The sequence below is a fragment of the Pseudomonas sp. TH06 genome (genome assembly GCF_016651305.1).
Taxonomy (GTDB): domain Bacteria; phylum Pseudomonadota; class Gammaproteobacteria; order Pseudomonadales; family Pseudomonadaceae; genus Aquipseudomonas.
Window position 1 is genome coordinate 1,935,421 of sequence record NZ_JAEKEC010000001.1, and the last position, 18,802, is coordinate 1,954,222.

The 18,802-nt window shown below is 61.6% G+C and carries 15 protein-coding genes; 12 read left to right on the top strand and 3 right to left on the bottom strand.

What is annotated here, in order from left to right:
- Positions 1-11 precede the first annotated feature (11 nt).
- The 11 genes from JFT86_RS08630 (at position 12) to madM (ending at position 14,364) form a co-directional block, all read left to right on the top strand.
- Entirely contained in the window at positions 12-5,915 is a 5,904-nt protein-coding gene (locus JFT86_RS08630; RefSeq protein ID WP_201236446.1) for an Hpt domain-containing protein, read from the top strand.
- Positions 5,908-6,378 (top strand): chemotaxis protein CheW, encoded by a 471-nt coding sequence (locus tag JFT86_RS08635; protein ID WP_201236447.1) that lies wholly within the window; start codon positions 5,908-5,910, stop codon positions 6,376-6,378. Before JFT86_RS08630 ends, JFT86_RS08635 begins: the two co-directional genes overlap by 8 nt.
- Positions 6,379-7,136: 758 nt before the next feature.
- A complete protein-coding gene (mdcA, locus tag JFT86_RS08640) occupies positions 7,137-8,807 on the top strand; it encodes a malonate decarboxylase subunit alpha (RefSeq protein WP_201236448.1) in 1,671 nt (556 codons plus the stop codon).
- Positions 8,807-9,679 (top strand): triphosphoribosyl-dephospho-CoA synthase, encoded by an 873-nt coding sequence (locus JFT86_RS08645; RefSeq protein ID WP_201236449.1) that lies wholly within the window; start codon positions 8,807-8,809, stop codon positions 9,677-9,679. The genes mdcA and JFT86_RS08645 overlap by 1 nt, the downstream gene beginning before the upstream one ends.
- Positions 9,679-9,978 carry a malonate decarboxylase subunit delta gene (locus JFT86_RS08650; RefSeq protein ID WP_201236450.1) on the top strand — a complete coding sequence of 100 codons (300 nt, stop codon included), beginning with the start codon at positions 9,679-9,681 and terminating at the stop codon, positions 9,976-9,978. Before JFT86_RS08645 ends, JFT86_RS08650 begins: the two co-directional genes overlap by 1 nt.
- Positions 9,971-10,822, top strand: a complete 852-nt coding sequence (locus tag JFT86_RS08655) for a biotin-independent malonate decarboxylase subunit beta (RefSeq protein WP_201236451.1) — start codon at positions 9,971-9,973, stop codon at positions 10,820-10,822. The genes JFT86_RS08650 and JFT86_RS08655 overlap by 8 nt, the downstream gene beginning before the upstream one ends.
- Complete coding sequence (gene mdcE, locus JFT86_RS08660) at positions 10,819-11,604, top strand: biotin-independent malonate decarboxylase subunit gamma (protein ID WP_201236452.1); 786 nt, start codon at positions 10,819-10,821, stop codon at positions 11,602-11,604. Before JFT86_RS08655 ends, mdcE begins: the two co-directional genes overlap by 4 nt.
- A complete protein-coding gene (locus JFT86_RS08665; RefSeq protein WP_201236453.1) occupies positions 11,598-12,218 on the top strand; it encodes a malonate decarboxylase holo-ACP synthase in 621 nt (206 codons plus the stop codon). The genes mdcE and JFT86_RS08665 overlap by 7 nt, the downstream gene beginning before the upstream one ends.
- Complete coding sequence (gene mdcH / locus JFT86_RS08670) at positions 12,215-13,135, top strand: malonate decarboxylase subunit epsilon (protein ID WP_201236454.1); 921 nt, start codon at positions 12,215-12,217, stop codon at positions 13,133-13,135. Before JFT86_RS08665 ends, mdcH begins: the two co-directional genes overlap by 4 nt.
- Positions 13,136-13,201: 66 nt before the next feature.
- Positions 13,202-13,594, top strand: coding sequence for a malonate transporter subunit MadL (gene madL / locus JFT86_RS08675; protein WP_201236455.1), 393 nt, complete (start codon positions 13,202-13,204; stop codon positions 13,592-13,594).
- A 5-nt stretch (positions 13,595-13,599) separates the two neighbouring features.
- Positions 13,600-14,364: a malonate transporter subunit MadM gene (gene madM / locus JFT86_RS08680; protein ID WP_025109167.1), complete on the top strand. Its 765-nt coding sequence runs from the start codon at positions 13,600-13,602 to the stop codon at positions 14,362-14,364.
- Between the two features lie 111 nt (positions 14,365-14,475).
- Here the strand turns inward: madM and JFT86_RS08685 are convergent, their stop codons facing one another.
- Positions 14,476-15,390 (bottom strand): LysR substrate-binding domain-containing protein, encoded by a 915-nt coding sequence (locus JFT86_RS08685; protein WP_095187015.1) that lies wholly within the window; start codon positions 15,388-15,390, stop codon positions 14,476-14,478.
- A gap of 205 nt (positions 15,391-15,595) precedes the next feature.
- On the opposite strand from JFT86_RS08685, the gene JFT86_RS08690 reads away from it, so the two are divergent.
- On the top strand, positions 15,596-16,213 hold the full coding sequence (locus JFT86_RS08690) for a hemolysin III family protein (RefSeq protein WP_025109169.1): 618 nt from the start codon (positions 15,596-15,598) through the stop codon (positions 16,211-16,213).
- Between the two features lie 130 nt (positions 16,214-16,343).
- Here the strand turns inward: JFT86_RS08690 and JFT86_RS08695 are convergent, their stop codons facing one another.
- Entirely contained in the window at positions 16,344-17,063 is a 720-nt protein-coding gene (locus JFT86_RS08695; protein ID WP_201236456.1) for a 16S rRNA (uracil(1498)-N(3))-methyltransferase, read from the bottom strand.
- A gap of 207 nt (positions 17,064-17,270) precedes the next feature.
- Positions 17,271-18,677, bottom strand: a complete 1,407-nt coding sequence (locus JFT86_RS08700) for an adenosylmethionine--8-amino-7-oxononanoate transaminase (RefSeq protein ID WP_201236457.1) — start codon at positions 18,675-18,677, stop codon at positions 17,271-17,273.
- Positions 18,678-18,802 lie beyond the last annotated feature (125 nt).

Consider the following 18,802-nt stretch of genomic DNA (forward strand, 5'->3'; position numbering starts at 1 on the left):
GCGGAGTGGTTATGGGTAATCGGCACGACTATGTGGCCCTCGAGTGGGTCAAAGGCGAAATTGCCGAGACGCTGAAACTGGCGCATCAGGCGATTGAAGCCGTGCTCGATGATCCGCAGGCCTTTCCCGGGCTGGACGAGTGTCTGGCTTACATCCATCAGGTCCACGGCAGCTTGCAGATGGTCGAGTTCTACGGCGCCGCGCTGCTCGCCGAAGAAATGGAACATCTGGTCGAAGCTCTGCAACACAAGCGCGTCAGCCATCGCGATGAAGCCCTGCACCTGTTGCTGCAAGCGCTGGGACAACTGCCGATCTACCTCGACCGCGTGCAAAGTGCCCGCCGTGATCTGCCGTTGGTGGTGCTGCCCCTGATCAACGATTTGCGCAGCGCCCGTGGTGAGAGCCTGCTCTCGGAAACCAGCCTGTTCAGTCCGCAATTGCCCGAGTTACCGCCGCTGAGTGCGGACGCGCTGGCGCTGCTGGAGCCGGCAGAGCTGCCGAACGTGCTGCGCAAGTTGCGACAGACGCTGCAAATGGCACTGGTCGGTTTGCTGCGCGAACAGGACGATCAGACTCACCTCGGTTACCTGGCGAAAGTCTTCAGCCGCCTCGAAGCACTCAGCGGCGAGGCACCGCTGAGTCCGTTGTGGCAGGTCGCGTCCGCCTTGGTCGAAGGCATGCGCGAAGGCGTCATTGCCAACAGCCCGGCGCTGCGCAGCCTGTTCAAGGACGCCGACAAGGAACTCAAACGCCTGCTCGAACAAGGCATGCACGGCCTCAACCAGCCGCCACCGCCGGAGCTGCTGAAAAGCCTGTTGTTCTATATTGCCAAGGCCGAACATCCCACCGGGCAGATGCTGACCATGAAAGATCGCTACTCCCTGGACGACGCGTTGCCCGACAGCGCGATGGTCGACGAAGAACGCGCGCGCCTGGCCGGCCCCGACCGCGATGCGATGCGCTCGGTGCTGGCGGCATTGTGTGAAGAGCTGGTGCGGGTCAAGGAACGCCTCGACCTGTTTGTGCGCAGCGACCGCCAGCATGCTGCCGATCTGGAAAGCCTGCTGGCGCCATTGCGGCAGATCGCCGATACGCTCGCGGTGCTCGGTTTCGGCCAGCCGCGCAAGGTCATCATCGATCAGCTCGCGGTGGTGCTGAGCCTCGCCCAAGGCCATCGCGAACCCAACGATGCCACATTGATGGACGTCGCCGGCGCGCTGCTTTATGTCGAGGCGACGCTCGCCGGAATGGTTGGCACGGTCGAGCCGGAAAGCCCGGAAGACTCCCGCCTGCCGACGACGGACCTGACACAGATCCACCAGATCGTCATCAAGGAAGCGCGCATCTGCCTGCAACAGGCCAAGGACATGATCGTCGACTACATCGACGCCGATTGGGACCGCCAGCAACTGCAACCGTTGCCGGCGCTGCTGACCCAGGTGCGTGGCGCATTGGCGATGATCCCGCTGAATCGGGCCGCCAGTCTGGTCGAGGCCTGCAACGGATTTATCCGCGAACATTTGCTGCTCGATCCGCACGAGCCGGGCTGGGAACAACTTGATCACCTGGCCGATGTCATCAGCAGTCTCGAGTATTACCTTGAGCGCCTGAGCGATGACCCGCAGGCCCCGAGCGAACAATTGCTCGACGTCGCGCAGATGAGTCTCGCCAGCCTCGGTTATTTTCCGGATGAAGAGCCCGACGTGCCGGTTCTCGAAGATGTCCTCAGCCCCAGCGAAGCACTGGTGATGCAGGACATGCAGGCGCTGGACGATCCGGAGATTGTGCAGTCGTTGGCCGACGTTCTTGCCAGCCCGGTCTCGGCGGTCAATCCGCCGGCGCTGATCACCCCCGGCAGCCTGATGCCGCCGCCGGCCGATGAAGAACCGGTCGATGACGAATTGCGCGAAGTGTTCCTCGAAGAGACCGACGAGGTCCTCGAAGTCCTCCACGAATACCTGCCGCGCTGGTCGGCCAATCCGCACGACCGCGCCGCTCTGACCGAACTGCGCCGCGCCTTTCACACCTTGAAGGGCAGTGGGCGCATGGTCCGTGCGCTGATTCTTGGCGAACTCGCCTGGGCGGTGGAAAACCTGCTCAACCGCGTGCTCGAACAAAGCGTCGAGCCCGGCGCAGTGGTGCCGCAACTGCTCACCGACACGGTGCTGTTGCTGCCGGAGCTGATCAGCGAATTCGCCACCAACAGCCAGCGTCAGCGCAGCGATGTCGATCAACTCGCCGCCCGTGCCCACGCCTTGGCCAAGGGTGATGAGCCGCTGGCTGCAGAAGATGTCGACGATGTCGCGGCGCTTGATCCGTTGTTGCTGGAGATCTTCCGCAACGAAGCCGAAACGCACCTGGCCAGCCTCAACCGCTTCCTCGATCAAGCCGCCGAACATGTGCCGCTACCGGCCAGCGACGAATTGCAGCGCGCCTTGCACACCCTCAAGGGCAGCGCGTCGATGGCTGGCGTATTGCCGATTGCCGAACTGGCGGCGCCGCTCGATCAACTGGCCCGCGAGTTCAAGGCCCATCAACTGCCGCTCGATCTCGATGAAGTGGAATTGCTCCTCGAAGCCGAAGGCCTGTTCCGTGTCGGCTTGCGTCAGCTCAAACACGATCCGCTGGCGCCGATTGTCGGTGCGCAATCGCTGATCAAACGCACCGATGCGTTGCTCGCCGAGCGCCTGCAATCGATCCTCAATGCGCCGAACACCGGTTTGCGCATCAAGCGTGATCCGCAGTTGCTCAACAACTTCCTCGCGCAGGGCATGGACATCCTGCTCGACGCCGAGAACCTCTTGCAGCGCTGGCAGCAACATCCCGGCGAACGTCAGGAACTCAGTGCGCTGCTGGATGAACTGACCACCTTGGGCGAAGGCGCGCACCTCGCGGATCTGCTGCCGGTCGATGTGCTCTGCGAGGCGTTGCTCGACCTTTATGGCGCCGTGGAAGAGAGCAGCCTTGCGGTCAGCGACCGGTTTTTTCACGAGGCGAAAAATGCCCACGAAGCGCTGATCAACATGCTCGACGAACTGGCTGCCGGCCAGGAAGTCACGCCGCAGCCTGCGCGTATTCGTGCATTGCATGAGCTGCTCGACGAAAGCCTCGATCCGTCCTCCATGGGCTTGATCCGCAGCGATGGCAGCCGCACCTTGAGCATCCGCGAACTGGGCGCGGCAACTGCCGAGCTGTCCCAAACCGGCTCCGCGAGCGAACCGGACGACGAGATCGTCGAGATCTTCCTTGAAGAGGCGGTGGATATTCTCGACAGCGCCGGGCAAGCCTTGCAGCGCTGGCTCAGCGACCCGGACAACGTCGCGCCGCTGTCGTCACTGCAACGCGATTTGCACACCCTCAAGGGTGGTGCGCGGATGGCCGAAGTCGAAGCCATCGGTGATCTGGCCCAAGAGCTGGAAAGCCTTTACGAAGGTCTGGCGAACCGCCGCTTCAATCACAGCGAAGCCGTGGGCCGATTGCTGCACAAGAGCCACGACCGCTTGGCGTTGTTGCTCGAACAACTGCAAAACCATCAGCCGTTGAACCCGGCGCTGGACCTGATCGAGTCGATCCGCCAGCTGCGTCAGGGCTCATCCACCACGGCCGAAACGCCGCAACCAGCCATCGATCACGAAGGCGCCGGGCATGACCCGGAGTTGCTGGAAATCTTCCTCGAAGAAGGTTTCGACATCATCGAAAACTCCGGCGCCGCGCTGCTGCGCTGGCAGGCTGAGCCGGGCAACCGCCAGGAAGTGGAAACCCTGCTGCGCGATCTGCACACCCTCAAGGGCGGCGCGCGGATGGTCGAGATCGGACCGATCGGCGATCTGGCTCACGAACTCGAATACCTTTACGAAAGCCTTTCTGCCGGCACGCTGCCTGCGTCGACCGAGCTGTTTGCGCTGGTGCAGCGCGGCCATGACCGACTGGCGCAAATGCTCGATGCCGTGCGCGCCGGGCAACCGTGCCCGCCGGCGGATCGGCTGATCAATGCGATCCAGAGTTTCAGCCATCCGGTGACGCCTGAAGCGCCGCCACTGTTGCCTTCGCCGGTTAAAACCGAGACCACGCCACCCGCTGCCGAGGCGGCAGCGGACATGGTCAAGGTCTCCGCCGAACTGCTCGACGAACTGGTCAATCTGGCGGGGGAAACCTCGATCTTCCGGGGCCGCATCGAGCAACAAGTCAATGATGCGCAGGTCGCGCTCAACGAGATGGAAACCACCATCGAGCGCATGCGCGATCAGTTGCGCCGTCTCGACACCGAAACCCAGGGCCGCATCCTCAGCCGTCAGCAAGTCGACGCCGAACGCCTCGGCTATGAAGAATTCGATCCGCTGGAAATGGACCGTCATTCGCAGTTGCAGCAGCTGTCGCGGGCGCTGTTCGAATCGGCCTCCGACTTGCTCGACCTCAAGGAAACTCTCGACCGGCGTAACCACGACGCCGAGAACCTGTTGCAGCAACAAGGGCGGATCAACACCGAGTTGCAGGAAGGCCTGATGCGCACGCGCATGGTGCCTTTCGAGCGCATGTTGCCGCGCCTCAAGCGCATCGTCCGTCAGGTCGCCGAAGAGCTGAACAAAGACGTCGCGTTCGTCGTCGGCAATGCCGAAGGTGAGATGGATCGCAACGTGCTGGAACGCATGGCCGCGCCGCTCGAACACATGCTGCGCAACGCCGTCGACCATGGTCTGGAATCTGCCGAGGCGCGGCTGGCGGCGGGTAAACCGGCGCAAGGACAGATCAGCCTCGACCTGTCCCGCGAGGGCGGCGACATCGTTTTCGACATTCGTGACGACGGCGCCGGGGTGCCGCTGGAAGCCGTGCGGCGCAAGGCGATCAAGCGTGGTTTGCTGGCGCCGGACGCCGAAATCAGCGACCGCGACGTGTTGCAGTTCATCCTTCAGCCGGGGTTCTCCACCGCCGAGAAAATCACCCAGATTTCCGGGCGCGGCGTCGGCATGGACGTGGTTCATGAAGAGGTCCGCCAGTTGGGCGGCAGCATGAGCATCGATTCGGTGCCGGGGCAGGGCGTGCATTTCCGCATTCGCTTGCCATTCACCGTGTCGGTCAACCGTGCGTTGATGGTGCAGTGTGGTGACGATCAATACGCGATTCCGCTGAACACCATCGACGGTATCGTTCGTGTCTTGCCGAATGATCTGGACGGGCATTTCCGTCTCGATCCGCCGAGTTATCAGTACGGCGGTCAACGCTATGAGCTGTGCTATCTGGGTGAGCTGCTGAAAACTTCATTGCGGCCAAAATTGCTTGGCCAAAGCCTGCCGTTGCCGGTGTTGCTGGTGCAGTACAACGACCGGCGCATCGCCGTGCAAGTCGACACCATGGCCGGCACTCGCGAGATCGTGGTGAAGAGCCTCGGCCCGCAGTTCGCGGCGGTGCAGGGCGTGTCCGGTGCGACGATTCTTGGCGATGGCCGAGTGGTGCTGATTCTTGATCTGTTGGCGCCGATCCGCGCGATGCAGGCGCGGGTTGCGCAGTATCCGACGCTGCCGGACATCGACAGCGAGCCGCAAAAGCCGTTGCTGGTGCTGGTGGTCGACGACTCGGTCACCGTGCGCAAAGTCACCAGTCGTTTGCTCGAACGCCATGGCATGAATGTGCTGACCGCCAAGGACGGCGTCGACGCCATGCTGCTGCTGGAAGAACACATGCCCGACCTGATGCTGCTCGACATCGAAATGCCGCGCATGGACGGTTTTGAAGTCGCCACCCAAGTGCGTAACGACGAACGCCTGCAACACCTGCCGATCATCATGATCACCTCGCGCACCGGCCAGAAACACCGCGACCGCGCCATGGCCATTGGCGTCAACGACTACCTCGGCAAGCCGTATCAGGAATCGGTGCTGCTCGAAAGCATTGCCCACTGGAGCAAGAAACATGCATGAGCGCCGGCACAATCAGCGCAGCAGCCAACTCACCGGCCTGTTGCTGCCGCTGGCGGATCGCAATCTGATCCTGCCCAACGTGGCGGTCGCGGAGCTGATCGACTACCAGGCCAGCGCCTTCGATCTGGACACGCCGCCGTGGTATCTGGGGCGGGTGATGTGGCGTGAGCGGCAGATTCCGCTGCTGAGTTTCGAGTCGGCGTGCGGACAGAAAATCGTCATTGGCGAGCGGGCGCGGATCGTCATTCTCAACGCGCTGGGCGGGTTGCCGGAGCTGAAGTTCATTGCGCTGTTGGTGCAGGGGATTCCGCGCTCGTACAAGCTCGATAGCCAGTTGAGTTATGTCGATGTGCCGTTGTGTGCGCTGGAGCAGGCGGCGGTGCAGGTGGGTGAACAGGTGGCGAAGGTGCCGGATCTGTTGGGGCTGGAGAAGTTGTTGGTGGATGCGGGACTTGTTGACTGATCCGGAGTTTGCATTGGCCTGACGGGCCTCATCGCGAGCAGGCTCACTCCTACAGTTGGAATGCGTTCCCCTTGTAGGAGTGAGCCTGCTCGCGATAGCGCCTGCGGCATCACCCCAAATCCGACAGGAAAATCCTCAATCTCTGTAGTGCAATAAACCCTTTCCGACACTGATGTTTAAAGACACTCAGTGTTACGCCCGACAGCCTACAAATCCTTGCGCCGCTGCCTACGCATGCACCAGAATCCGCCGGCTTGTGCGCCTTGGGCTGGCTGCGTAACGTTGATCGGGTCACTGATTCCCAGTGATCGGGTTTAGCAGCCCGTGGTTAATCTAAGGGTGCACATTCATCATTAATCAGGCTCAGTGCCTGAATTCGATGGCGGCTGTGCGCAGGGCGCTTCGGCGCGCCGGCTTCCTTAGGTTCCCCGGTCTGCTAACCTGCGTTCAGCTGCCACCCCACGCATCGCAAAACTCTGCAAGGCATCGCGCAAGTCGTGATGTTGGCTGAGTTGGCGGTCAATCGCGTGTTGGACAAGCTAGTGCCGACTGACTGATTAATGCGTCGAGTCAGCCGACGCCATCGCGAGCAGGCTCACTCCTACATTTGGAATGCGTTCCCCCTGTAGGAGTGAGCCTGCTCGCGATAGCTATCTCAACCATTACCCTGAGCGTAATGATTCACCGCCATGCTTGATTGATGCCCTCACCCCACACGCCTAAGTTAGCTCCACGACAGCGAACCCCGTGGAGTGAGCATGACAACAACAATTTCCCCCGACTCGCGCTGGACGCGGCGGCGTGACGAGAAGCAGCGTCGCCTCGACAAGGTGCGCGGGCTGGCCGACGGTGTGGTGTTGCCCACCGACAAGATCGTCGCCGCGCTCGAAGCGCTGATTCATCCCGGTGATCGTGTGGTGCTGGAGGGCAACAACCAGAAGCAGGCGGATTTCCTTTCGCGCTCGCTGGCCAAGGCTGATCCCGAAAAGCTCCACGACCTGCACATGATCATGCCCAGCGTCGGCCGTTCCGAGCACCTTGACCTGTTCGAACGCGGCGTCGCCCGCAAGCTCGATTTTTCCTTTGCCGGCACCCAGAGCCTGCGCATTAGCCAGTTGCTTGAAGACGGCCTGCTGGAAATCGGCGCGATCCACACTTACATCGAACTCTACGCACGGTTGGTGGTGGACCTGATCCCCAACGTCGTGCTTTCGGCCGGGTTCATGGCTGACCGCGCCGGCAATATCTACACCGGCCCGAGCACCGAGGACACTCCCGCACTGATCGAACCGGCCGCGTTCAGCGACGGCATCGTCATCGTCCAGGTCAACCAATTGGTCGACGACGTCAGCGAACTGCCCCGCGTCGATATCCCGGCCTCATGGGTCGATTTTGTCGTGGTCGCCGACAAGCCGTTCTACATCGAACCGCTGTTCACCCGCGACCCACGCCACATCAAGCCTGTGCATGTGCTGATGGCGATGATGGCGATTCGCGGCATCTACGAAAAACACAACGTGCAGTCGCTCAATCACGGCATCGGTTTCAACACCGCCGCCATCGAACTGATCCTGCCAACTTACGGGGAATCCCTCGGCCTCAAAGGCAAGATCTGCCGCAACTGGACGCTCAACCCGCACCCGACGCTGATCCCGGCGATCGAGAGCGGCTGGGTCGAAAGCGTGCATTGCTTCGGCACCGAGCTGGGCATGGAAAACTACATCGCCGCCCGGCCGGACGTGTTCTTCACCGGCCGCGACGGCTCGCTGCGTTCCAACCGGATGTTCTGCCAACTGGCCGGGCAATACGCGGTGGATCTGTTTATCGGTGCGACGCTGCAGGTCGATGGCGATGGCCATTCCTCAACCGTGACCCGTGGCCGTCTCGCCGGTTTCGGCGGTGCGCCGAACATGGGCCACGACCCACGCGGTCGTCGTCATGGCACCCCGGCGTGGTTGGACATGCGCCACGACGATGCGCAGCAACCGATGCTCGAACGCGGCAAGAAACTCGTGGTGCAAATGGTCGAGACCTTCCAGGAGGGCGGCAAACCGACCTTCGTCGAAACCCTCGATGCGGTGGAAGTGGCGAAGAAAAGCGGCATGCCGCTGGCGCCGATCATGATCTACGGCGACGACGTCACCCACCTGCTCACCGAAGAAGGCATCGCTTATCTGTACAAGGCGCGCTCGCTGGAAGAGCGCCAGGCAATGATCGCTGCGGTCGCGGGCGTGACTGCCATCGGCCTGCGCCACAACCCGAAAGACACCGAACGCATGCGCCGCGAAGGCCTGATCGCCTTGCCCGAAGACCTCGGCATCCGCCGCACCGACGCCACCCGTGAACTGCTCGCGGCGAAGAGCGTGGCCGATCTGGTCGAGTGGTCCGGCGGCCTCTATAACCCGCCCGCCAAATTCAGGAGCTGGTAATGCACGCACTTAACCTGCAAGCGAAACCGCTGTCTCTGGCGGACCGATTGGCTGATCTGGCGGTGGACGCGTTGATCGACGAAGCCGATTTGTCGCCGAAACCGGCATTGGTCGATCGTCGTGGCAACGGCGCGCACACCGATTTGCACCTGGGCCTGATGCACGCTTCGGCGCTGTCATTGTGGCCGGCGTTCAAGGAGATGGCCGAGGCAGCGTTGGACATCGGCGAAGTCGGTTTGCCGTTGCGCGAAGCGATTGGCCGCATCGGCCGTGAAGGCGAGCAGGCGATGCTCGCGACCACCAACGGCGTGAACACGCATCGCGGGGCGATCTGGGCGTTGGGTCTGATTGTCACGGCGGCGGCACTGGACGCGAAATCCAGCGCTGCTGGTGCTGTTTCCCTGCGCGCCGCACGTCTGGCGTTGCTTGATGATCGCTACGCAGCAAAACCATTGAGCCACGGCGCTCAAGTCGCCCTGCGTTACGGCGCTCGCGGTGCCCGCGAAGAAGCGCAGCTCGGCTTTCCTTCGGTGCTGCAACGCGGCTTGCCGCAACTCAAGCGCAGCCGCGCCAACAGCCACGGCGAGCAGAACGCGAGGCTTGATGCTCTGCTGGCAATCATGACCAACCTCGCCGACACCTGCGTGCTCTACCGCGCCGGGGAACAAGGCCTGCACGCCATGCAACACGGTGCGCAAGCGGTGCTCGACGCCGGTGGCAGCGCCAGCCTCAGCGGCCGTCGTCGCCTGCATGAACTGGATCAACAACTCATCGCATTGAATGCCTCGCCCGGTGGCGCCGCCGACTTGCTCGCCGCCACTTTGCTGCTCGACCGAATCGAGCGCGACGGCATCCTTCAGGGAGCGTTTTGATGGAAACCCTATCGTTTGAATTCCCCGCCGGGCAGCCGCCACGCGGGCGTGCGCTGGTCGGTTGCGTCGGTTCCGGTGATCTGGAAGTGCTGATCGAACCCGGCCTGGCCGGCAAGTTGACGATCAATGTGCAGACCTCGGTCAACGGTGCGCAGCAGCGCTGGCAGCATCTGTTTGCGCGGATGTTCGACGGCACCACGCCGCCGGCCATGGCCATCGATATCCACGATTTCGGCGCGACGCCGGGCGTGGTGCGTTTGCGTCTGGAACAAGGTTTCGAGGAGGTCGGCCATGACTGACAGCGCAGCGCTGCTCAACAAACACAGTTTCGTCGAACTCGGTGCGCGGCAACGGGCGAAAGCCTTGCTCGATGCCGGGACCTTTCGCGAATTGCTCGATCCGTTTCAACGCGTCATGTCGCCGTGGCTCGAACGCCAGGGCGTGGTGCCGCAAGCCGATGACGGCGTGGTGATAGCCAAGGGCAGCATCGACGGCTTGCCGGTGGTGATCGCGGCGATTGAAGGTGCGTTTCAGGGCGGCAGCCTCGGTGAAGTCGGCGGGGCGAAGATTGCCGGTGCGCTGGAGCTGGCCGCCGAAGACAACCGCAACGGCATCCCGACCCGCGCCATCCTGCTGCTGGAAACCGGTGGCGTGCGCTTGCAGGAAGCCAATCTCGGGTTGGCGGCGATTGCTGATATTCATGCGGCGATTGTCGATTTGCAGCAGTACCAACCGGTGGTCGGTGTGGTCGCCGGTAGCGTCGGTTGTTTTGGCGGCATGTCGATTGCCGCTGCGTTGTGCAGCTATTTGCTGGTCACTCAGGAAGCACGCCTCGGTTTGAACGGCCCGCAGGTGATCGAGCAAGAAGCCGGGATCGAGGAATACGACTCCCGCGACCGGCCTTTCATATGGAGCCTGACCGGTGGCGAGCAGCGTTTTGCCAGTGGTCTGGTGGATCGTTATGTCGCCGATGACGTGGCGCAGATTCGTCAGCAGGTTGGCGAATTGCTGCAACAAGGTCTGCCGGTGCAACCGCGCAGTCAGCGCGCCGAGTGGTTTCTGCAACGGCTGGCGAGCCTGGACACTGACAAGCAAATCGAGCCTTCGGTGGTTCGCGATCTGTATCAAGGAGAGCGCTCATGAGTGGTTATTCCGTGCGCGGTTTGAACTGGTTCAACGCCTTGAGCGCGGGCGCTGTGGCGGTCGAAGGGCTGCCGGCCTCGTTGAAGGTTGCTGACGGTGAACTGGGGCGTTTTATTGCTGTGGTCGCTGACCCGGGCAATCGTTTTCCTCGCGCTCGTAATGGCGAAGTCGGCTTGCTCGAAGGCTGGGGTCTGGCCAAGGCTGTGGATGACGCGATCACTGCCGATCGTGATAAAGCCCAGAAGCGCCCGATCATCGCCATCGTCGATGTGCCGAGTCAGGCTTATGGCCGGCGCGAAGAGGCCCTCGGTATTCATCAGGCGTTGGCCGGTGCGGCGGACAGTTATGCCCGCGCACGTTTGGCCGGGCATCCAGTGATCGCGTTGTTGGTGGGCAAAGCGATGTCCGGTGCTTTTCTGGCGCATGGTTATCAGGCCAATCGCTTGATCGCCCTGCGCGATCCGGGCGTGATGGTGCATGCGATGGGCAAGGCATCGGCGGCGCGGGTGACGTTGCGCAGTGTTGAGGAGCTGGAAGCGCTGGCCGCCAGCGTGCCGCCGATGGCGTATGACATCGACAGCTATGCCAGCCTCGGTCTGCTCTGGGAAACCCTGTCGGTGCAGCAGATCGAACAGCCGACCGCCGAGGATCTGGCGCGAGTGAGCGAGTGCCTGAAACAAGCCATCGGCGATATTTCCGGTACGGACTTGAGCAATCGTCTCGGCGCAAAAAATCGTGCGGCCTCCAGCAAAGTCCGTGAGTTGCTGAGGGCGCAGTGGTGAAAACGCTTCTGGCTCATGACTTGCTCTGGGGCATGACGCCTGCGCAATTGCCGGCGGATGCGCCGCTGTGGGCGGTCGAGTCGCTGGCGGCCGGACAACCGGTGGTGGTGCGGCGGGCGTTGAGTGCTGAAGGTTTTGTCGCGGTCGGCGTGCGCGGTGTCCTGCGCGAGCAACGGCTGGCAGCGTTCATGGCGGTCGATTCGATCGCCTGTCGGGTCAGCCCCGAAGCGCTGTGTCATGTCGATTGCGAGCGCGACTTACCGGTCATGCAGGCGCTCAGACGACTGCGGCCGATGCTTGATGACTGTGGTTGGATCTGGGGTGTCAGTGGCAGCGTCGGGTTTGAACTGGCCAGTGGTTTTACAGCGATGCACGCGGCCAGTGATCTCGATCTGATCCTGCGTACCCCGCAACTGCTCACCCGTAATCAGGCACGCAAACTGGTCGCGCTATTCGATCAGGCTGTGTGCCGGGTCGACATGCAGTTGCAGACGCCGTTCGGCGCAGTGGCCCTGCGTGAATGGGCCAGCGGATCTGCACGTGTGTTGCTGAAAAATGCTTATCAGGCTTGCCTGGTGATTGATCCATGGAACCCGCAGGAGCAGGCAGCGTGAGCAGTCTGCTGGTATTCCCCGGCCAGGGTGCGCAGCAAGCCGGCATGCTTCAGCGTTTGCCTCGCGAAAATTTGGTCGAGGCCAGCGATGTGCTTGGGGAAGATGTTTTGCTCTTGGATTCCAGCGAGGCTTTGCGCACGACAAGGTCGGTTCAGCTCTGCCTGCTGATCGCTGGCGTCGCTGCATCGCGGCAGTTATTGCAGGACGGACTCACGGCGGATTACGTCGCCGGTCTGTCCATCGGCGCTTACCCGGCAGCGGTGGTCGCCGGGGCGTTGAGCTTCAGCGATGCGTTGCATCTGGTCAGCCTGCGCGGTGAGCTGATGCAGCAGGCTTATCCACAGGGCTACGGCATGACCGCGATCATCGGCCTGCAATTATCCACAGTCGAAACGCTGCTGGCGCAGGTGCACTGCGAGGCAATGCCGGTGTATCTGGCCAACATCAATGCCGATAACCAGGTGGTGATCGCCGGCAGCGACAAGGCCATGCAAGCCGTGGCCGAACTGGCGCGCAGTCGTGGTGCCGGTCTGGCGAAACGTCTGGCGGTGAGTGTGCCGTCGCACTGTCCGCTGCTGGAAAACCCGGCGCAAACCCTCGCTGAAGCCTTCGCCAAGGTTGAACTGAAAACGCCGCAGATTGCTTACCTGAGCGGCAGTCGCGCGCGGCCTGTGACCAAAGTAGCAGCGCTGCGCGACGATCTCGCCTGCAACATGTGCCGCGTGGTGGATTGGCGCGGCACCGTGCAAAGCGCCTACGAGCGCGGTGTGCGTCTACAAATCGAATTGCCGCCCGGTGCCGTACTGACCGGGCTGGCGCGCCGGGTGTTCGAGCAAGGCACCGTCACTGCCTTCGACAGTGCGCGCCTCGACACCTTGCAGGCGCTGCTGCGCGAGGAGGGAAGCCGCCTACTCTAAACCGCCGCGACTCAAGCTTCGAACAACAAAAACAACATTCGACGATGCACTTTGAGGACTACAACAATGATTATTTACGGTGTGGCGTTTCTCGCTTTTTGTACGCTGGTGGGTATCTGGGTCGGTGAGCTACTCGGCAAGTTGATCGGCGTGCCGGCCAACGTCGGCGGGGTCGGCATTGCGATGCTGTTGTTGATCGGTCTGGGCAGTTACCTGAATAAAAGTGGCTGGCTCAAGGGCAAGACCGAACAGGGCGTCGAGTTCTGGAGTGCGATCTACATTCCCATCGTGGTCGCCATGGCGGCGCAGCAAAATGTTTACGGTGCGCTGAAGGGCGGGCCGATGGCGATCCTCGCGGGAACCCTGGCGGTGGTGATTGCCTTTGCCATGGTGCCGGTGCTGGTGCGCCTCGGTAACAAGGATGCGACGCCAATCGCTCCTGCCAAGACTGCGGGGTGAGCGCCATGTACGAATCCATGATGAAAGTCATCACCGGCTACGGCTTGATCAGCGGTTTCCTGATTGTCGGCCTGACCATGTGGGTGTCCTACTGGATGTCCAACACCTTCACCAAGGGCCGCTTGCACGGCTCGGCCATCGCCATTCTGCTTGGACTGGTGCTGTCGTATGTCGGCGGTGCGCTGACCGGCGGGCAGAAAGGCGTGGTGGATATTCCGCTGCTGTCGGGCATCGGTTTGCTCGGCGGCGCGATGCTGCGCGATTTCGCGATTGTCGCCACGGCGTTTGGCGTCAGTGTCGATGAGCTGAAGCGCGCCGGGTTTGTCGGGGTGCTGGCGCTGTTTGTCGGTGTGGGCACGTCGTTTGTCGCCGGGGTCGGCGTGGCGATGGCGTTCGGTTATACCGATGCGGTGAGCCTGACCACCATTGGCGCGGGGGCGGTGACTTACATTGTCGGGCCGGTAACCGGTGCGGCGATTGGGGCCAGTTCGGAAGTCATGGCGTTGTCGATTGCGGCGGGGCTGATCAAGGCGATTCTGGTGATGGTGATGACGCCGTTCGTGGCGCCGATGATCGGCCTGAACAACCCGCGCAGTGCGGTGATCTTTGGCGGCTTGATGGGGACGTCCAGCGGCGTGGCCGGCGGGTTGGCGGCGACCGATCCGAAGCTGGTGCCGTATGGATGCCTGACGGCGGCGTTCTATACGGCGCTTGGGTGTTTGCTCGGGCCTTCGCTGTTGTTTCTGCTGATGCGCGGGCTGATGGGCTAAGCCGAAGATTTTCTGTTGTCAGGGCTGACGTCATCGCGAGCAGGCTCACTCCTACATTGGAATGCGTTCACCTGTAGGAGTGAGCCTGCTCGCGATTGGGACGACGCGGTTTCAGGCTTGGCGATTGGCATACATCCGGCATTCCGCCAACAACGCCAGCAAATTCGGATCGCGCTCCTTGGCCTTCAGAAACACCACGCCAATGTGCTGCTGCAACCGATACTTCTCCTGCAACGGAATCAGCTTCACCCGATTCTCGTACACCGCTGCAATCCTTCCTGGCAGCAACGCATAACCGACCCCGGAACTGACCATGCTCAGCAGCGTGAAGATGTCATTCACCTGCATCGCCACTTTCGGTTCGAACCCCGCTTGCTTGAACACCCTATTACCGTCCTGATGAGTGGCGAAGCCTTGGGTCAGGGTGATGAAGGTTTCATCGCGCACTTCCGCCAGATCGACCTCACTGCGCTGGGCGAACCTTGAATCCGCCGGCGTCGCGAGGAAGATGTCATCGGAGAACAGCGCAATCTGCTCGCAATCCGGATCGTTGATGCTGTCGTCCAGCGACACCAGAATCGCGTCGACCTCCATGTTTTTCAGCTTGTAGAGCAGGTCGATGTTCGAGCCGAGGATCAGATCAATGTTGAGTTCGCTGCGGCGGATCTTCAGGCCCATGATCAGTTGCGGCACGGTCTTCACCGTCAGCGAGTACAGCGAGCCGAGCTTGAAGCGTTCGGCAGAAAAACCGGCGGCTTCGCGGGTCAGGCGTACGCTTTCGACCACGTCCTGAATCAGCTTCTGCGCGCGTTCTTCCAGCACATAAGCGCTTTCCAGCGGCGTCAGGTTGCGGCCTTCGTGTTTGAACAGTGGGCAGCGCAGGGCGCTTTCCAGCGAGTGAATCGCGCGGTGCACGCTGACGTTGCTGGTCTGCAATTCGGCAGCGGCGCGGGCGAGGTTGCCGGTGCGCATGAAGGCGAGGAACACCTCGAGTTTTTTCAGGGTCAATTCTTCGTCGATCAGCATGGCGCGGACTCTTTTTAGAATGCGTTGATTGTGCCTTGAAGATCAAAAGATCGCAGCCTTCGGCAGCTCCTACATTGGACTGCGATCACCTGTATGAGCTGCCGAAGGCTGCGATCTTTTGATCTGTTAAACGGAAACATTGCGCTTTTACGCTCGAGGCCTGAGCCTTGCGCGCTGCGGTAATGAATTTTGAGGTAAGCGATACATGTATCACGGAGAACGATTGAACGCCTGGACGCATCTGGTCGGGGCGGTGGCAGCATTTATCGGCGGCGTATGGATGCTGGTGATCGCCAGCCTCGACGGCAGTCCGTGGAAGATTGTCAGTGTGGCGATTTACGCATTCACTCTGCTGGTGCTCTACAGCGCGTCGACCGTCTATCACAGCGTGCGTGGGCGCAAAAAAGCCATCATGAAAAAGGTTGATCACTTTTCGATCTACCTGTTGATTGCCGGCAGTTACACGCCGTTCTGTCTGGTGACCTTGCGCGGGCCGTGGGGCTGGACGCTGTTCGGGATTGTCTGGGGGCTGGCGCTGATCGGCATTCTGCAAGAGATCAAGCCGCGCTCCGAGGCGCGGATCCTGTCGATTGTGATCTATGCGGTGATGGGCTGGATCGTGCTGGTGGCGGTCAAACCGTTGATCGCGGCACTGGGTACCACCGGGTTTGCCTGGCTGGCGTCGGGCGGGGTTTTGTATACGGTGGGGATTATCTTTTTTGCCCTGGATCACCGGCTGCGGCATGCGCACGGGATCTGGCATCTGTTCGTGATTGCCGGGAGTCTGCTGCACTTTGTGGCGATTTTGTTTTATGTCCTCTAGACACACCACCATCCCCCTGTAGGAGTGAGCCTGCTCGCGATAGCGGTGCATCAGCCACAAACGCTGTCGACTGACAGGACGCCATCGCGAGCAGGCTCACTCCTACAGGGGAACGTATTCCATTTGTGGATTAGAAATCACCCCACAGCTGTTGGGCCACTGCCAGTGCAACCACCGGCGCTGTCTCGGTGCGCAATACGCGCGGGCCGAGGCGGGCGGCGTGGAAGCCGTTGCCTTTGGCCTGCTCGACTTCGGCGTCGGACAATCCACCTTCAGGCCCGATCAAGAACGCCAACGTCGCCGGTTTGGCATGACTCACCAGCGGCTCCGCTACCGGGTGCAGCACCAGTTTCAGCTCGGCCTCAGCCTGCTTCAGCCAATCGGCCAGCAACATCGGCGGATGAATCACTGGCACACGCGAACGCCCACACTGCTCGCAGGCGCTGATCGCCACTTGCCGCCAGTGCAGCAGGCGTTTGTCGGCGCGTTCGTCCTTGAGGCGGACTTCGCAGCGGTCGCTGAAGATCGGGGTGATTTCATTCACACCCAGTTCAGTGGCTTTCTGGATCGCCCAATCCATCCGTTCGCCCCGGGACAGACCCTGGCCGAGGTGGATCTGTAGCGGAGATTCGACCTGACCGGCGAATTGCTCGTCGATCTGCACGACGACGCGTTTCTTGCCGACTTCCACCAGGGATCCGCGAAATTCATGGCCGGAACCGTCGAACAGCTGCACCGCATCGCCCTCGGCCATGCGCAGCACGCGGCTGATGTAATGCGCCTGGGCTTCCGGCAATTCGTGTTCGCCGGTGCTCAGGGGGGCGTCGATAAAGAAGCGGGACAGTCTCATGGTGGGTCTCTAAAAAAATGGTGCGTAGTCGCTGTATGCAGAGTTTTTGTGGCGAGGGGATTTATCCCCGATGGGGCGCGGAGCGCCCCCAAAATCAGCAACCGAGTTCTTCAGTTGAAATGTGCGATCCGGGATTGGGGCGGCTTCGCCACCCATCGGGGATAAATCCCCTCACCACAGGGTTCTTCTCAAACCTTTAGATGGAGATCAGCCCGGATCACGGAAGCCCGGGTGGAAATCCTTCGGCACGGCCACGCTGACGCTGTCACGCGTGGCGATGTCGATGCCTTCGCTGGCGACTTCGGCGAGGAAGTCGATCTGCTCCGGGGTGATCACGTACGGCGGCAGGAAATACACCACGCTGCCCAATGGCCGCAGCAACGCGCCGCGCTCCAGCGCATGCTGGAACACCTTCAAGCCACGGCGTTCCTGCCAAGGGTAGGGCTCTTTCGTGGCTTTATCCTTGACCATCTCGATCGCCAGAACCATGCCGGTCTGACGCACTTCGGAGACGTTCGGGTGATCGACCAGATGCGCCGTTGCCGAGGCCATGCGCTGAGCCAACACCTTGTTGTTCTCGATGACGTTGTCCTGCTCGAAGATATCCAGCGTCGCCAACGCCGCCGCACAGGCCAGCGGATTACCGGTGTAGCTGTGCGAGTGGAGGAAGGCGCGCAGGGTTGGATAGTCGTCGTAGAACGCGCTGTAGACCTCGTCGGTGGTCAGGCACGCCGCCAACGGCAGATAGCCGCCGGTCAAGGCCTTGGACAGGCAGAGGAAGTCCGGGCGGATGCCGGCCTGTTCGCAGGCGAACATGGTCCCGGTGCGGCCGAAGCCGACGGCGATTTCGTCGAGAATCAAATGCACGCCGTAACGGTCGCAGGCTTCGCGCAACAGTTTGAGGTACACCGGGTGATACATGCGCATGCCGCCGGCGCCCTGGATCAGCGGCTCGACAATCACTGCGGCGACGCTGTCGTGGTTCTCGGCGAGGGTCTGCTCCATGGCAGCGAACATGTTGCGCGAGTGTTCTTCCCAGCTCATGCCTTGCGGACGCCCGTAGCAATCCGGGCTCGGCACTTTGATGGTGTCCATCAGCAGGGCTTTATAGGTCTCGGTGAACAGCGGCACGTCGCCGACCGCCATCGCCGCCATGGTTTCGCCGTGGTAGCTGTTGGTCAGGGTGACGAAGCGCTTCTTCGCAGGTGCGCCGCGATTGAGCCAGTAGTGAAAGCTCATCTTCAGCGCGACTTCGATGCAGGACGAGCCATTATCGGCGTAGAACACCCGATTCAGGCCTTCCGGCGTCATCTTCACCAGACGCTCGGACAACTCGATCACGGGTTGATGGCTGAAACCGGCCAGAATCACGTGCTCCAGTTGATCGACCTGATCCTTGATGCGCTGGTTGATGCGCGGGTTGGCATGGCCGAACACGTTGACCCACCAGGAGCTGACCGCGTCGAGGTAGCGCTTGCCTTCGAAGTCTTCAAGCCAGACGCCTTCGCCGCGCTTGATCGGGATCAGCGGCAGTTGTTCGTGGTCTTTCATCTGGGTGCAGGGATGCCACAACACTGCGAGGTCGCGTTGCATCCACTGGTTATTCAGGCCCATTACAGTCTCCTCGAGGCGGCTCGCGTCAGGCGCGGGCAAACAATCGCGCAAGCCTATGCAATGCGTCGCGCCGGAACAACCCATTGTGTCGATTGAGCTACTTTGTATGGGCCGATAGACGTCGC

Excerpts from the sequence above, each read along its gene's own strand:
- mdcA (WP_201236448.1), top strand. The coding sequence starts at position 7,137 with ATGACAACAACAATTTCCCCCGACTCGCGCTGGACGCGGCGGCGTGAC.
- JFT86_RS08700 (WP_201236457.1), bottom strand. The coding sequence starts at position 18,677 with ATGGGCCTGAATAACCAGTGGATGCAACGCGACCTCGCAGTGTTGTGG.
- JFT86_RS08690 (WP_025109169.1), top strand. The coding sequence starts at position 15,596 with ATGTATCACGGAGAACGATTGAACGCCTGGACGCATCTGGTCGGGGCG.
- JFT86_RS08645 (WP_201236449.1), top strand. The coding sequence starts at position 8,807 with ATGCACGCACTTAACCTGCAAGCGAAACCGCTGTCTCTGGCGGACCGA.
- JFT86_RS08630 (WP_201236446.1), top strand. The coding sequence starts at position 12 with ATGGGTAATCGGCACGACTATGTGGCCCTCGAGTGGGTCAAAGGCGAA.
- JFT86_RS08650 (WP_201236450.1), top strand. The coding sequence starts at position 9,679 with ATGGAAACCCTATCGTTTGAATTCCCCGCCGGGCAGCCGCCACGCGGG.
- JFT86_RS08655 (WP_201236451.1), top strand. The coding sequence starts at position 9,971 with ATGACTGACAGCGCAGCGCTGCTCAACAAACACAGTTTCGTCGAACTC.
- madM (WP_025109167.1), top strand. The coding sequence starts at position 13,600 with ATGTACGAATCCATGATGAAAGTCATCACCGGCTACGGCTTGATCAGC.
- JFT86_RS08685 (WP_095187015.1), bottom strand. The coding sequence starts at position 15,390 with ATGCTGATCGACGAAGAATTGACCCTGAAAAAACTCGAGGTGTTCCTC.
- JFT86_RS08695 (WP_201236456.1), bottom strand. The coding sequence starts at position 17,063 with ATGAGACTGTCCCGCTTCTTTATCGACGCCCCCCTGAGCACCGGCGAA.
- mdcE (WP_201236452.1), top strand. The coding sequence starts at position 10,819 with ATGAGTGGTTATTCCGTGCGCGGTTTGAACTGGTTCAACGCCTTGAGC.
- JFT86_RS08635 (WP_201236447.1), top strand. The coding sequence starts at position 5,908 with ATGCATGAGCGCCGGCACAATCAGCGCAGCAGCCAACTCACCGGCCTG.
- madL (WP_201236455.1), top strand. The coding sequence starts at position 13,202 with ATGATTATTTACGGTGTGGCGTTTCTCGCTTTTTGTACGCTGGTGGGT.